Origin of the sequence: Streptomyces sp. MA5143a (assembly GCF_900290235.1) — a bacterium.
Classification (GTDB): Bacteria; Actinomycetota; Actinomycetes; order Streptomycetales; family Streptomycetaceae; genus Streptomyces.
Genome location: NZ_OLMK01000094.1, coordinates 13798 through 28488 on the forward strand (window position 1 = coordinate 13798; position 14691 = coordinate 28488).

10 protein-coding genes, 1 tRNA gene and 1 pseudogene are annotated in these 14691 nt (G+C 71.6%); 4 read left to right on the top strand and 8 right to left on the bottom strand.

Features of this window, described 5'->3' with window-relative positions:
- Nucleotides 1-265: 265 nt before the first annotated feature.
- The 6 genes from thrB to SMA5143A_RS33655 all read right to left on the bottom strand — a co-directional run bounded on the left by thrB (nt 266) and on the right by SMA5143A_RS33655 (nt 8056).
- Nucleotides 266-1219: a homoserine kinase gene (gene thrB, locus SMA5143A_RS33630; protein WP_107466627.1), complete on the bottom strand. Its 954-nt coding sequence runs from the start codon at nt 1217-1219 to the stop codon at nt 266-268.
- Nucleotides 1220-1578: 359 nt separating this feature from the next.
- Nucleotides 1579-2637, bottom strand: coding sequence for a threonine synthase (gene thrC, locus SMA5143A_RS33635; RefSeq protein WP_055514857.1), 1059 nt, complete (start codon nt 2635-2637; stop codon nt 1579-1581).
- A 6-nt stretch (nt 2638-2643) separates the two neighbouring features.
- On the bottom strand, nt 2644-3933 hold the full coding sequence (locus tag SMA5143A_RS33640; RefSeq protein WP_055538232.1) for a homoserine dehydrogenase: 1290 nt from the start codon (nt 3931-3933) through the stop codon (nt 2644-2646).
- Between the two features lie 239 nt (nt 3934-4172).
- Nucleotides 4173-5564 (bottom strand): diaminopimelate decarboxylase, encoded by a 1392-nt coding sequence (lysA, locus tag SMA5143A_RS33645; RefSeq protein ID WP_107466628.1) that lies wholly within the window; start codon nt 5562-5564, stop codon nt 4173-4175.
- A 291-nt stretch (nt 5565-5855) separates the two neighbouring features.
- Nucleotides 5856-7292, bottom strand: coding sequence for an ArgS-related anticodon-binding protein NrtL (gene nrtL / locus SMA5143A_RS33650; protein ID WP_107466629.1), 1437 nt, complete (start codon nt 7290-7292; stop codon nt 5856-5858).
- Nucleotides 7293-7585: 293 nt separating this feature from the next.
- The gene (locus SMA5143A_RS33655; protein WP_375136577.1) at nt 7586-8056 is read right to left on the bottom strand and encodes a response regulator; all 471 of its coding nucleotides are present in this window, start codon (nt 8054-8056) and stop codon (nt 7586-7588) included.
- A 193-nt stretch (nt 8057-8249) separates the two neighbouring features.
- Between SMA5143A_RS33655 and SMA5143A_RS33660 the strand changes: the two genes are divergently transcribed.
- The 4 genes and pseudogenes from SMA5143A_RS33660 to SMA5143A_RS44235 form a co-directional block, all read left to right on the top strand.
- A tRNA-Arg gene (locus tag SMA5143A_RS33660) sits at nt 8250-8321 on the top strand.
- A 436-nt stretch (nt 8322-8757) separates the two neighbouring features.
- Entirely contained in the window at nt 8758-8886 is a 129-nt protein-coding gene (locus SMA5143A_RS44635; RefSeq protein WP_308812058.1) for a hypothetical protein, read from the top strand.
- Nucleotides 8887-9311: 425 nt separating this feature from the next.
- Nucleotides 9312-10073: a ZIP family metal transporter gene (locus SMA5143A_RS33675; RefSeq protein WP_099967570.1), complete on the top strand. Its 762-nt coding sequence runs from the start codon at nt 9312-9314 to the stop codon at nt 10071-10073.
- 26 nt (nt 10074-10099) lie between these two features.
- Nucleotides 10100-10326 (top strand): annotated as a pseudogene (locus SMA5143A_RS44235) (molybdate ABC transporter substrate-binding protein); the annotation flags it as partial.
- A gap of 111 nt (nt 10327-10437) precedes the next feature.
- On the opposite strand, the gene SMA5143A_RS33685 reads toward SMA5143A_RS44235, so the two are convergent.
- Both SMA5143A_RS33685 and SMA5143A_RS44240 read right to left on the bottom strand, forming a co-directional pair.
- A complete protein-coding gene (locus tag SMA5143A_RS33685; RefSeq protein ID WP_107466632.1) occupies nt 10438-10800 on the bottom strand; it encodes a hypothetical protein in 363 nt (120 codons plus the stop codon).
- A gap of 222 nt (nt 10801-11022) precedes the next feature.
- Entirely contained in the window at nt 11023-14454 is a 3432-nt protein-coding gene (locus SMA5143A_RS44240) for a SpoIIE family protein phosphatase (protein ID WP_258193880.1), read from the bottom strand.
- Nucleotides 14455-14691: the final 237 nt, after the last annotated feature.

Consider the following 14691-nt stretch of genomic DNA (forward strand, 5'->3'; position numbering starts at 1 on the left):
TTACGGGGCCGTGGCACTCGGTGTCTGTGTCACGCGGCTCGGTCACGCCGGTTCCGGAGCCTGCTCGGCAGACCGCTCAGTGCCTGCGTACGGCGTACAGCTTGACGTACGAAGCACAGTGCGGCTTGGGAGACTCCCGGAAGAATGGTTGTCCCGGACGGGGACGATAAGCACCATGCCATGGCTGGGGCAGGTGCAGACTTGAGGTTAACACTACCGGATCCAACAAACATTCCCCCTCTCGAAATCCGGCAACCGTACGCCCCTATGCGTCGCCGGTGTCGGCGCCGCTATCGGCGACGGTGGTGGTGAGCGGCAGGACGCACGCCCCTCGGGCGTCGAGATCCAGCCGGTTGGCGGCCCATTCCGCGCCCGCGAGGTGGGCCACCTTGTCGGCGCTGGCCTCGTCGGCCAGGGCCAGGACCGTGGGTCCGGCACCGGAGATGACCGCCGGGACGCCGTCGGCCCGAAGTCGCTCGACCAGGGCCGCGCTCTCCGGCATGGCGGGCGCCCGGTACTCCTGGTGCAGCCGGTCCTCGGTGGCGGGCAGCAGCAGCTCGGGACGCCTGGTCAGGGCCTCCACGAGCAGGGCGGCGCGGCCGGCGTTGGTGGCGGCGTCGACGTGCGGGACGGTGCGCGGGAGCAGTCCGCGCGCCGTCTCGGTGAGCACCGGCTTTCCGGGGACGAAAACCACCGGAACGATGGAATCGGCGGGATCCATCCTGATGGCTCGCGCGGAGCCGCCCTCCATCCAGGAGAGCGTGAAGCCGCCGAGGAGGCAGGCCGCGACGTTGTCGGGGTGTCCCTCGATCTCGGTGGCGAGTTCGAGCAGGGCGGCGTCGTCGAGCCGGTTCTCCCCGCCTATGGTCACGGCGCGGGCGGCGACGATGCCGGCGCAGATGGCGGCGGAGGAGGAGCCGAGGCCGCGGCCGTGCGGAATGCGGTTGGCGCAGACGATCTCCAGGCCCCGCGGCTGGCCGCCCAGCAGGTCGAAGGCGGTGCGCAGGGAGCGGACGAGCAGATGCCGCTCGTCGCGCGGGAGGGTCTCGCTGCCCTCCCCGGCGATGTCGACGTGCAGGCCGGAGTCGGCCACCCGGACGACCACGTCGTCGTAGAGCCCCAGCGACAGACCGAGGGCGTCGAAGCCCGGGCCGAGGTTGGCGCTGGTGGCGGGGACGCGCACCCGTACGGCGGCGGCGCGGAACGCTGGACCGGCCATCGCTCGATGACTCTCCTTGAGCTGCGTGATTGACGATTGTCGAATGACATTCGATGACGTACGCGGGAACCCGGCGGCCGTCGGCGGACGGCGCGGCGCCGCACCCTTGCGGGGCATATGCAGCGGGCGGGTTCGGTACAGCCTATCGAAGGTGGGTTCTGTGGCGACATAGGGCGCACAGGAGGCGCACGATGCGTGTCGTAAGCCCCCTGTGCACCCCCTGTCGGGTCCTGTCAGGGTTATCCCCCGGGAAACGGCGTCTACGCGCGACTCACTGGCCGTTTCGCGCCGTTGCCCGGACGGCTGGTGCCGTGACCGAAAGGGTTTGCGCGAGCCGGTGAACCTTGCCGGTCACGGCCCTAGGCGAGACCGAGGCGCTCGGCCGCCGTCGCCGCGTCGACGGGGACGGTGACGGGCTGCGGGGCGCCCGCGACGGCCCAGTCGGGGTCCTTCAGGCCGTTGCCGGTGACCGTGCAGACGATGGTCTGGCCCGGGTCGACCTTGCCGTTCTCGGCGGCCTTGAGCAGACCGGCCACGGACGCGGCGGAGGCGGGCTCCACGAAGACACCCTCCTGCGCGGCCAACAGCCGGTAGGCGCGCAGGATCTCACGGTCCGTCACCTCGTCGATGGCACCGCCGGACTCGTCCCGCGCGGCGAGCGCGTACTGCCAGGACGCGGGGTTGCCGATGCGGATCGCGGTGGCGATGGTCGAGGGGTCCTTGACGACCTCGCCGCGCACGATCGGCGCGGAGCCGGACGCCTGGAAGCCCCACATGCGGGGCGTCCGCGCGGCGATGCCGTCGGCGGCGTACTCCTTGTAGCCCTTCCAGTAGGCCGTGATGTTGCCCGCGTTGCCCACCGGCAGGACATGGATGTCGGGGGCGTCGCCGAGCATGTCCACGATCTCGAAGGCGGCGGTCTTCTGCCCCTCGATACGCACCGGGTTGACGGAATTCACCAGCGCCACGGGGTAGTTGTCGCTCAGTTCACGCGCGAGGGTGAGGCAGTCGTCGAAGTTGCCGTCGACCTGGAGGATCTTCGCGCCGTGCACCAGGGCCTGGCCCATCTTGCCGAGCGCGATCTTGCCCTGGGGCACCAGCACGGCGGAGACCATGCCCGCGCGGACGGCGTAGGCGGCCGCGGAGGCCGACGTGTTGCCCGTGGAGGCACAGATGACGGCCTTCGCGCCCTCCTCCTTCGCCCGGGTGATGGCCATCGTCATACCGCGGTCCTTGAAGGACCCGGTGGGGTTGGCTCCCTCCACCTTGAGGTGGACCTCGCAGCCCGTGCGCTCGGAGAGCACCTGCGCGGGGACGAGGGGCGTGCCGCCCTCGCGGAGCGTCACGACCGGCGTGCTGTCGGAGACGGGCAGCCGGTCCCGGTACTCCTCGATGATTCCGCGCCACTGGTGGGTCATTGCTGGTTACTCTCCTTCAACCCGCATGATGCTGGCGACACCCCGCACGGTGTCGAGGTTGCGCAGCGCCTCGACGGTCCCGTTGAGGGAGGCGTCGGACGCTCGGTGGGTGACGACGACGAGGGAGGCCTCGCCGTTGTTGCCCTGCTGGCGAACGGTATCGATCGACACCCCGTGCTCGGCGAACACGGTCGCCACCTGGGCGAGAACACCTGGTTTGTCCGCCACATCGAGGCTGATGTGGTAGCGCGTGACGACCTCGCCCATGGGCGAGACCCGCAGGGCGGCATACGCGGACTCACCGGGTCCGGTGGCGCCCGCGAGCCGGTTGCGACAGACGGCCACGAGGTCGCCGAGGACGGCGGAGGCCGTGGGCGAGCCGCCCGCTCCGGGGCCGTAGAACATCAGCTGCCCCGCGGCGTCCGACTCCACGAACACGGCGTTGTACGCGCCGCGTACGGAGGCCAGCGGGTGGGTCAGCGGGATCATCGCGGGATGCACGCGCGCCGTGACGGAGCCACCGTCCGCGGCCCGCTCGCAGATGGCGAGCAGCTTGATGGTGCAGCCCATGTTCTTGGCGGAGGCGAAGTCGGCGGCGGTGACCTCGGTCATGCCCTCGCGGTACACGTCGTCGAGCCGTACCCGCGAGTGGAAGGCGATCCCGGCGAGGATCGCGGCCTTGGCGGCGGCGTCGAAACCCTCGACGTCGGCGGTCGGGTCGGCCTCGGCGTAGCCGAGCGCGGTGGCCTCGTCCAGGGCCTCCTGGTACCCGGCGCCCGTGGAATCCATCTTGTCGAGGATGAAATTGGTGGTGCCGTTGACAATGCCCATCACCCGGTTGATCTTGTCCCCGGCGAGCGACTCGCGCAGCGGGCGGATCAGCGGAATGGCGCCGGCGACGGCGGCCTCGTAGTAGAGGTCCTTGCCCGCCTCCTCGGCGACCGCGTGCAGGGCGGCGCCGTCCTGGGCGAGGAGCGCCTTGTTGGCGGAGACCACGGAGGCGCCGTGCTCGATCGCGGTGGTGATGAGGGAGCGGGCGGGCTCGATACCGCCGATGACCTCGACGACGACGTCGATGTCTCCCCGTTTGACGAGGGCGGTGGCGTCGGTGGTGACGAGGGCAGGGTCGATGCCCTCACGGACCTTCGAGGGCCGGCGCACGGCCACGCCCGCGAGTTCGACGGGGGCCCCGATCCGGGCGGCGAGGTCGTCGGCGTGCGTCGTCATGATGCGCGCCACCTCTGAGCCGACAACCCCACAGCCCAGCAGCGCCACCTTCAGTGGACGCGTACGCATCATCCGACCTCGTTTCCTCATACCGAATACGGTGGAACCAGTCTCACTCACCGGACGGGAGTTTCTATCCCTCGTCCGGATCGTGAGACATCTATTTCATTTTCGCGGGGCCGTAGGACGGAGATCTTTCGGCCCCGCAATTCCCGGCATTCATTATCCGCCCCGTAGCGAACCCGGCCGGACGCGCGTCACCCGACGTCGAGGCGGAAGTGGACGCGCGTCACCCGGATCCTCCTCCGTCAGCCGACGTCGAGGCGGAGCAGATCGTCCTCCGTCTCCCGTCGGACGATCACCCGGGCCTCCCCGTCCTTGACCGCGACGACGGGCGGGCGCAGTACGTGGTTGTAGTTGCTCGCCATGGAACGGCAGTACGCGCCGGTCGCCGGCACGGCGATCAGGTCACCCGGTGCCAGGTCGGCCGGCAGGAACGCGTCCTTCACCACGATGTCACCGCTCTCGCAGTGCTTGCCGACCACCCGCGCGAGCATCGGCTCGGCGTCGGACGTGCGGGACACCAGCGCGACGCTGTACTCGGCGTCGTACAGTGCGGTCCGGATGTTGTCCGACATGCCGCCGTCGACCGAGACGTACGTCCGCAGCCCGTCCAGCGGCTTGATGGTGCCGACCTCGTAGAGCGTGAAGGCGGTCGGCCCGACGATGGCCCGCCCCGGCTCGACGGAGATCCTCGGTGTACGCAGCCGGGCGCCCTCGCACTCCCGCGTGACGATCTCCGTGAGCGCCTTGGCGATCTCGTGCGGCTCCCGGGGGTCGTCGGCGCTGGTGTAGGCGATACCGAGCCCGCCGCCGAGGTCGATCTCGGGCAGCTCGACGCCGTGCTCGTCGCGGATGTCCTTGAGCAGCCCGACGACGCGGTGGGCGGCGACCTCGAAGCCGGAGGTGTCGAAGATCTGGGACCCGATGTGCGAGTGGATCCCGATGAGCTCCAGCCCGTCCAGCTTCAGCGCCCGCCGTACGGCCTCGGCGGCCTGCCCCCCGGCGAGCGGGATGCCGAACTTCTGGTCCTCGTGCGCGGTGGCGATGAACTCATGGGTGTGCGCCTCGACGCCGACGGTCACCCGGATCTGCACGCGCTGCCGCTTGCCGAGCTCCTGGGCGATGTGCGCGACCCGCACGATCTCCTGGAAGGAGTCGAGGACGATACGGCCGACGCCGGCCTCGACGGCCCGGCGGATCTCCTCCGTGGACTTGTTGTTGCCGTGGAAGGCGATGCGGTCGGCGGGCATACCGGCGGACAGGGCGGTGGCGAGCTCGCCGCCGGAGCAGACGTCGAGGTTGAGCCCCTCCTCGTGCAGCCAGCGCACGACCGCGCGCGACAGGAACGCCTTGCCGGCGTAGAACACGTCGGCGTCCGGCCCGAACGCGGTGCGCCAGGCGCGGGCGCGGGCGCGGAAGTCGGTCTCGTCGAGGAAGTAGGCGGGCGTGCCGAACTCTTCGGCCAGCGCCTTCACGTCGACCCCGCCGACGCGGACGACACCGTCGTCCCCGCGGTCGACGGTCTGGGCCCACACCTTCGGATCGAGCGTGTTCAGATCGGCGGGCGGGGCGCTGTAGTGCCCCTCCGGCAGCACATCGGCGTGACGGGGCCCGGCGGGGTGTGCGGAACGGCTCATGACTGGTCTGACTCTCTTTACCTATTGGGACTCTGTGCGTGCTCACGGGCCCGGGGCTTTGGTGCCTGGCTTGGGCTCAGTCCTGGGCTTTCGGCTGGTCTTAGGGCTTGGGCTTTTGGCCTGGGCCGTCGACCTGGGATTTTGACCGGGCCGGAGGCTTGGGACCGGTGGACCCAATGACGGGACCACTGGAACCAATGACTTGGGACCGAGGGCTTGGAACCAATGACTTGGGACCGAGGACTTGGGACCGAGGGCTTGGGACCGAGGGCTTGGGACCGATGGGCTCGCTCAGAGGTATTCGGGTGCGTCGATGCCGAGCAGGGACAGGCCGCCGGCCAGCACCGTCCCGGCGGCTTCGGCAAGCGCCAGCCGGGCCCGGTGGGCGGCCGAGGGTTTCTCTTCGCCGCGCGGCAGCACCGTGTGCTGGAAGGCCAGCAGGGCGTCGGCGGTGACGACCAGGTGCCGGGCGAGACGGTCGGGCGTTCGATGGGTCGCGGCGCGGAGAAGGACGTGGGGGTACTCGGAGATCGCGGTGAGGAGGGGGGTGGTGGGGTCGGAGACGGGTACGACGTCCGGGGTCGTGAAGGCCGGGGCGCCCGGGTCCGTGAAGGGTGCGGCGATGACGCTGTGGTCGCCGCGGGCGGCGACCGCGCTGGTGGCGAGGCCGAGGCCGGCCGACGCGATGGCGTCGAGGTGGCCGGGGGTACCGGTGAAGCCGAGGGTGGCGGCGTTGCGGGTGAGTGCGCGGGCTCGGGCGTGGGCGTAACGGACGCGGAAGAGGGGGTTGCTGGCCCGCTGCGCGAGAAGGTCGGCGGTGATCCTGGGCCGGTCGTGGGCGGCGGGGTGCAGCAGGGCCCAGCGGAGGGCGTCGGGGCCGAGGGGCGCGGGGTCCTCGGGGGCGGGGACGGGCCGGAGGTCGATGGGCTCGGGGGCGTTGCCTTGCCGGTCCGGGCGAATGGCGTCCGGCCTGGGGCCGGGCTCACTGGCGTCGGCGGTCCGGGGCCCCGCGTTCCCGTCGGCGACGCGGACTTCTTCCAGGGCCCGATCCTGGGGGGAGGGGAGGTCGTCACTCCCCCGAGGCTCGGCCAGGTCGGTGTGCACCTCTGATGCGTCGGATGCGTCGGATGTATCGGACGTGTCGGAGCCGAGGGGCGGACGCTCGCCGGGCGCCCCCAACGCCCCCGCCGCCCCCGCCGCCCCTGGCGCACCCGGCGTATGAGACTCCACCCCCGGGGTGGTGACCTGCGGCCTGACGTGATGGACCTCGACCCGGCCCCCCTGGCTGGCGACGATCCGCCCCACCGCGTCGGCGACGACCTCCGCGCGGATGTCGTACGGGATGCGCAGCCGGAGCACCTGCCCGGCGAGGGCGTCGCTGTGGCCGTAGGGAAGGCCGTGACCCCGCCGATCGAGGACGTCCCGCACGAGGGAGGCGACGGCGTTCCGATCGAGGTGGATGTTGAGGAACCCGGGCCCGGTGATCTCGACGGCGGCGACACCCTCGGTCCGGCTGAGGTGGGGCCGAAGGATCTCGGCGACCTGCAGAGGCGGCCGCCCGGCGGGCCGGGCCAGTTGCAGGGCGATGTTGGTGGCGTAGTCCCCACTGCCGCCGGGTCCGGGCGGGGTGACGACCGCCCGTGCGGGTACGGCCACGCTCAGCTCCCCTTGATCCACAGCACGGCGCACCGCGTGCAACACGGTGCGGGAGAGCTCGACGGGGGTCACGGGGACAAGCGTATGGGAGGAGGGGGGTGGGTATGCGAGCAGGTTTCCCGTGTGGTCCGGGATGTGGACACCCGTGGATGGCTGGGCAAGCGACGCGGCCGCGCGGAGGGACGGAACCAGGGGTGGGTGCGGGGTCCCGCCGCAGAAGCCCTGCCGCATAGGGATCGCCGGGCCAGAGGGCCAGGCTGGAACCGACTCGGGAGCCATACCGGGAACCGAGGCCGAGGACGGACGAAGAAACGGCCAGGCCGACCGGGACCAGGACAGGACGACGAGGCCCGCCGAACCGACAGTCAGCTACCGGACCGTCCGGCACACTCCGCGCCCTCGCCCCCGCCCCCACCACTCGTGCCGCCGACGTTGCCCCCCGCACCGGTGTCCATGCCGAACTGAACGGAGGGATCGGACTCCCCTCGCTCGACCAACTGCCTGACAAGGGCCACGAGTTCGTTGGGTTCGAAGGGCTTGGCGAGGAAGGCGTCGACGCCGACGTCGAGCCCGGCTTCGACCTCGTACTGGGTACAGGCACTGACGATGGCGAGGGGCAGCCGCTGGGTACGGGAGTCACTGCGGAGCCGGGCGGCGGTACGGAGACCGTCGAGCCGGGGCATCACGACGTCGAGGGTGATCACGTCGGGTCGAACGTGATGGACGACATCCAGACACTCGGCACCATCGGCCGCGGTCACCACCTCGAAGCCCTCCAGCTCGAGGTTGACCCTGATCAGCTGCCGGATGACCTTGTTGTCGTCCACAACAAGCACCCGACCGGACACGCCTGGCACAACTCGAGAGTAGGTCCGCACGCACCGCCGCGTCCGGGTTTTCCCCACTTCCGCCCCCTGCGGGCGACCTCCCCCAGCTCAACCCCTCTCCCACACCCCAATAACCGTTCATGACCTGCCCCAGGGAGCTGGTAGGGTTCTACCCGTCGCCGCCAAACAAGGCGCCCGACACGCCCCCGTAGCTCAGGGGATAGAGCAACGGCCTCCGGAGCCGTGTGCGCAGGTTCGAATCCTGCCGGGGGCACCTTGTATGAGGTGCCCAAAGACCCCGTCACCAGCGGAAACGCTGAGGCCGGGGTCTTCGTGTTTGTGCGGCGGGCGTGATCCGGTGCCGCCTTGAGGGAACGCTGCCCGTGTCACGCGAGTCATGGTCCTGGTGTGACCTTCGCCCGGTCCTGCCTCAGGTCGTCTAGGGTCTGTCGTTTGGATCATGCAGACTCGGGCTACGGGCACCAATGGCTGCCGGTGAGCGGGGCTTGGTGCGTGCAGCTGCAAGGCGGAGGAGGGAGTCAACGCGGAGCGTTGGCAACCGACGACAACGCCGCAGATGCGCGTGCCAAGCCCCGCGGCCCAGGCGTGATCCAAACGACAGCCCTAGGTCCGGTCTTGTCCGCTTGGTCGTCGTCCTCGCGTCGTGGGCCATGCCATGGGGCAGGGGGCCGCTGCTAGGTTTGCCCGCCATGCGTTCACGTGAGTATGACCTCGATTTCCGTGACCGGGCCGGGCGACTGCGGGCCTGGGGGATCGGGCTACTGGTCGTGGCGACGCTTCAGTGGGTCTGGTGTGTCCTGCTGCTGGTCACGCCCTAGACGGTCGACGAGAAGCCCGACGACCCTTACCCCGCGGAGTGCGAGCCGCGGTTGTTCACCGATCGCGGTACGGCCAACGGCGGCGTGTATCGGGGGGATTGGTGTCAGAACGAGCGCGATTGGCCTGAAGCCCTGGCTGTGCTCGGGCTGTCCGTGCCGGTATCGGTGGCCGGTGTGGCTCTCTTCACCAGCGGAAGTGTGAGTATCCGGATGAGCGCCCACGCCGAGGCCATGCGCGAACTCGACAAGTACGCCGACACACGCTCACGGAGCACAGCGCGCAGTGTCACGGGGGGCACGGCTACACGCCCGTCCGTCTCCGAGTGAGTCCAGCCTGGGCGGACCGACCTCTTCGTTGAGTTGAGAGACGGTGACGCGTTCTCGGTGTCTGTAGATCTTCCCTCTTGCTCGGGTACTCGGGCGGCATGAGTGACGTGTTGTTGGCTGGCGTTTGGGGGCTGGTGGCGGGGGCCGCCCTGTTGGTGGGGGCCCTCGTGGGGTTCGCCGTGCGTGTGCCGCAGAAGGTTATTGCCGGGGTGATGGCCTTTGGGGCCGGGGTGTTGATCTCGGCGGTGTCCTTCGAGTTGGTGGGGGAGGCCTACGAGGAGGCCGGGCTTGCTCCTGCTGCCGTGGGGGCATTGGTGGGGGCGCTGGCCTATACCGGGGGGAATGTATGGCTCGCCCGGCGTGGGGCCCGGCATCGTAAGCGGTCCGGGTATCGGCGGGCGCAGGCGCAGCCGTCCGAGGGCGAGCAGGGCGGGTCCGGGATGGCGCTGGCCCTGGGTGCGCTGTTGGACGGGGTGCCCGAGTCCGCGGTGATCGGGGTGAGCCTGCTGGATGGTGGTGCCGTCAGTCTTGTGACCGTCGCCGCGGTGTTCATCAGCAACGTTCCCGAAGGGCTGTCCAGTGCGGCGGGGATGAAGAAGGCCGGCCGTGGTCGTGGCTATGTCTTCGGGGTGTGGGGAGCGATCGCCGCCGCCAGTATGGTCTCGGCGGTTCTCGGCTATGCCGTGGTCGGTTCCTTCTCGCCCGCCGTGATCGCCGGCGTGACCGCTGTGGCCGCGGGAGCGATCCTCGCGATGATCGCCGACACCATGATTCCCGAGGCGTTCGATGACGCCCATCTGGCTGTCGGGCTGATCACTGTGAGTGGGTTTCTGGTTTCCTTCGCTCTCTCCCACCTGTGAGCTCGGGCCATCTGTGAGCGAAGATCGTGACGGACGCGGGGGCGTGCCGTCGGGGCGCCCGTGACGTTCATACGGAATCAATCCCGAGGGGATCTCCTCCCCGACGGACCTCGCCAGGAGCGGACTCAAGGTCGTGCTGTACGACAAGGAGGTGCCCTGCGGTGCCGCCGCTCAGAAGGCCCTCGACGCGAGCGGGCTCCGGGTCACACCCGTCTCCTATGAGCAGGACGTCAAGGCCGCACTCACCAAGGTCGGTGAGGGGGCGGGAGGTTCCACGACTCCGGCTCCGGTGCCGGGGCCGCTCCCTGGGCCACGGTCAAGGCGACGCAGACGCGCGCCTACCCGGTCTGAGCCACCACCGGCGTCATCCGGCTCCGCGCCGGTGGGGCGGGGTGAAGACGTACAGGTCGAGGATGGGTGGCATCGGGGCCACCCCCGGGCCGCCCGCGCGTACCCAGGCGACGATGTCCTCGGTCGCGTCGGGGTCGTTGACGAGGCCGAGCCAGACCGGGCGGGCGCCGGCGGCGCGGCCGGCGGCGGAGGGCTGGACGACGACCACGTTGGCCTGGTCGCACACGTCCAGGCAGGTGGAGACGCGGGTGGGGACCGTCTGCCGGAGCCGGGCGGACTGGGCCTCGTGGTCGACACCGGGGAGCTTCGACGTGCCGCAGCAGCAGTCGCGGCAGACGACGACCCGGCTGGGTGCGGGAGGCGGCGGCGTGGTCACGGACCGACCCGGATGATCTTCACTTCGGCGAGTCTACTGGGCGTCCACGGGCCGCGGTTCGGCCTTCCGCCGTCGTCCGCCGTCGTCCGCCGTCGTCCCTCTGTCCGCCGTCGTCCCTGTGTCCGCCGTCGTCCACGGCGGGCAGGGCGGCCCCCTGTCACCCGTCGTCCCTCTGGCGGGCGGCCCGCACTTGGGCGGCCGGCACTTGGCGCTGACGTCGGGTCACGGCAGCGGCTGCTCCGCCCAGATGATCTTGCCTTCGGGGGTGTAGCGGGTTCCCCAGCGTTCGGTGAGCTGGGCGACCAGGAAGAGGCCGCGGCCGCCCTCGTCCTCGGTGCGGGCGCGGCGCAGCCGGGGTGAGGTGCCGCTTCCGTCGAAGACCTCGTAGATCAGGGCACGGTCGCGCAGCAGGCGGAGCTGGACGGGGCCGGTGGCGTGGCGGATGGCGTTGGTGACCAGCTCGCTGACGATGAGTTCGGTCGTGAAGGCCAGGTCGTCCAGGCCCCAGGCGGTCAGCTGCCTGGTGGCGGCGACGCGGGCGCGGGAGACGATCGCCGGGTCGCCGGGCAGCTCCCACTGGGCGACCCGTTCCGCGCCGAGCGCGTGCGTGCGGGCGACGAGCAGGGCCACGTCGTCGCACGGCCGGGTCGGGAGCAGCGCGTCGAGGATCGCGTCGCAGGTGTCCTCCGGGGTCCGGTCGGCGCCGGACAGGACGGAACGGAGCCGTTCCAGGCCGGTGTCGATGTCCCGGTGCCGGTCCTCGACCAGGCCATCGGTGTAGAGGACCATGCGGCTGCCCTCGGCCAGTTCCAGCTCGACCGTCTCGAACGGCATGCCGCCGAGGCCGAGCGGCGGACCGGACGGCAGGTCGACGAGGTCCACATGGCCGCCGGGGCCGACGATCGCCGGCAGGGGGTGCCCGGCGCGGGCGAGGGTGCAGTGCCGGGAGACGGGGTCGTAGACCGCGTAGAGGCAGGTCGCGCCGATGATGCCGGAGTCCTCGTGGGTGTTCTCCACCGCCCAGCCCTCGCCCCGGTCGAGGCGGGCGACCAAATCGTCGAGGTGGGTGAGGAGGTCGTCGGGGGGCAGGTCCAGGGAGGAGAAGTTGTGGACGGCGGTGCGCAGCCGGCCCATGGTCGCGGCGGCGTGCAGGCCGTGGCCGACCACGTCCCCGACGACCAGCGCGACGCGGGCGCCGGAGAGCGGGATGACGTCGAACCAGTCGCCGCCGACGCCCGCCTGCGCGGGCAGATAGCGGTACGCGACCTCGACCGCGCTCTGTTCGGGGCGGCCCCGGGGCAGCAGGCTGCGCTGGAGGGCGAGGGCGGTGTTGTGCTCGCGGGTGTAGCGGCGGGCGTTGTCCACGCAGATCGCCGCGCGGCCGGCCAGTTCCTGGGCGAGCGACAGATCGTCGTCCTCGAACGGGGCGGGCTGCCGTGAGCGGTAGAAGCTGACCACGCCGAGGGTCGTGCCGCGGGCCCGCAGCGGCACGGTGATCAGGGAGTGGATGCCGGCCGCGAGCGCGCGTTCGAGGCGGGCGGGGTCCTGGGCGAGCCAGCCGCCCGCCTCGGCGAGGACGGGTTCGAGCACCGAGCGGCCGGTCTCCCAGCTGCGGGCCTGCGGGGTGGTGGCGACGTACTGGACGCGGTCGCCGGCCTCGTACAGATGCGAGTCGCGGTGGACGGCGCCCAGCGCGACCCGGCGCAGTGCCATCCCCTCCCCCAGTGGTTCGGGCTCGTCGCCCAGGAGGACGGAGTCGGGCAGGTCCACGGCGGCGAAGTCGGCGAACCTCGGCACCGCGACCTCCGTCAGCTCCTCGGCGGTACGAGTCACGTCCAGCGTCGTGCCGATACGGATCCCGGCGTCGTGCAGCAGCTCCAGCCGACGGCGCGCGAGCACCGCCAGCCGGCCGACCCCGGGTTCGCCCACGAGCAGCAGCCAGGCGTCGGCTACGGGGGCGCCGCTGGGCCCGGCTGACGCGTCGCCGCCGGTCCCGGGCGATGGGGCGGGGGCGGGGGCGGGCCGCGTAGCCGCCGGTGGGGGCTGCGGGGAGGGTGGGGCGACCGCGGGCAGGACGACGGCGGGGCGGGGCGAGGCCGCCGGGTGGGAGGGCTGGGCGGCGGGAGGTGGAGCGGGGGGTGCGGTGGGGGTGGCGGCCGGAGTGGGTGGGGCGGGCGGGGAGGTGGTGGCCGGGGCGGTGGGCGCGGCCTGGGTGGTGGGCGCGGCTGAGGACGTGGGGGCGGTCGCGTCCGGCGGCGCTATGGGTGCGGCCTCCTCAGTCGGTGTGGTGGGGGTCGGCGGGGCAACGCCCGGCGGCGTGACCGGAGCCGTCGGCGAGGTGGGCGAGGTCGTCGGCGACCCCGGGGGCGGCATCGGCGAGGTCGGCGAGGTCGAGCCCGTCTCCGCCCACGGCGACACGGTCGGGGTGCCCCGCCCACTCGGTGTCACCGGCTCAACCGGCGGCGTCGGCCCCATCGGCGTCACCGACGGCACCGACGGCGTCAATCCCGGCGTCACCGGAGGCGAGACAGGCGACGTCGATGTCGGCGTCACCGGAGGCGAGACGGGCGGCGTCAGCGTCGGCGTCACCAACTGCACCAACGGCACGGGCCGTGTCGACGCCCTCGCCTCCCCCACCTCTGCCCCCTCCCCTGCCTCCCCCGCCTCCCCCATCTCCGCCCCCACCCCCTCCGCCGCTCCCGTCGGCGCCGTTCGTTCCATGTGCCGTAGTCGGGGCCCGCCTTGGACCCGGGCCTCGACGACGACGCCGGTCTCGCCCGACGCGCCCATCACCGGGCGGCGCAGGAGGGTGGCTACGCGGCCACCGGGGAGGGTCACCTGGTCGAGGGTGAGGTGGGGGGAGGCGATGAGTTCCTCGGCCTTCTCGCGGAGGACGGCCAGGTCGACGCGGCCGAGGGTCTCGGCTCCGTGGCCGTACGGCCCCCGCGTCCGGGCGGGGCCGTCGGGCTGGCGGGGCCACGGCTCGGAGGGCGGCGCGGCCCGGCGGTACGCGGCGAGCAGGGCCCGCTCCCGGTCGGTGGCCTGTTCCAGCAGGCGGGCCTCGATGTCGTGGGCGGTCTCCCGGACGAGGCGCAGCATGGCGGGGTCGCCGTCGTCGCGGAGGCAGGTGAGGTCGAGGATGGCCTCGATACGGCCGCTGAGCGGATCGCGGACGGGAGCGCCGGCGCAGGCGAACGGGGAGAGACAGTCGGCGAAGTGCTCGCGGCCGAGGACGTACACCGGCCCGCGTTCGGCGAGGGCGGTGCCGACGCCGTTGGTGCCCGCGGCGGCCTCCGAGGCACAGAAGCCGGGGGCGAAGTTCACCTCGTCGAGACGGCTGAGGAGCCGGCGGTCGCCGCCGTGCCGCTGGACCACGCGGGCCTGGCCGTCGCAGAGCACGATGGTCATGCTCACGTTGGAGAGGGAGGCGGTGAGCCGGGAGAGCACCGGGTCGGCCGCGTGGAGGAAGGGGTCCTCCAGGGCGAGATCGGGTGCGTAGGGGATCAGCAGCCGGTCGGGTTCGAGGCCCGCGGAACGGCAGCGTTTCCAGGAGTCGAGCACCGGGTCGCGCACCTCCGTGTCGACCCGCGCACCGGCGAGGAACCGCTCGTGCGCGTCGACGAGCCCACCGATGTCGTCCCATGCGACGGACAACGGGATCACTTCCCTCGCCCGGAGGTCTCCCCGTCGCTCGCCGCCACTCGGCGCGCGCCCCGAGGACCCGCCAAGCGATACAACCCTAGACCTCGCGTGACACGAATCACAACATCGTTCCCACAAGGGCACGGGAGAATACAAAACGCCTGTACGGACGCCTGACGGTGGCTCCGGCGGCGGTGGGAATTCGGTTCCCCCACATGTGAGCGTCACATCCGAAGGGAACGCTCCTGT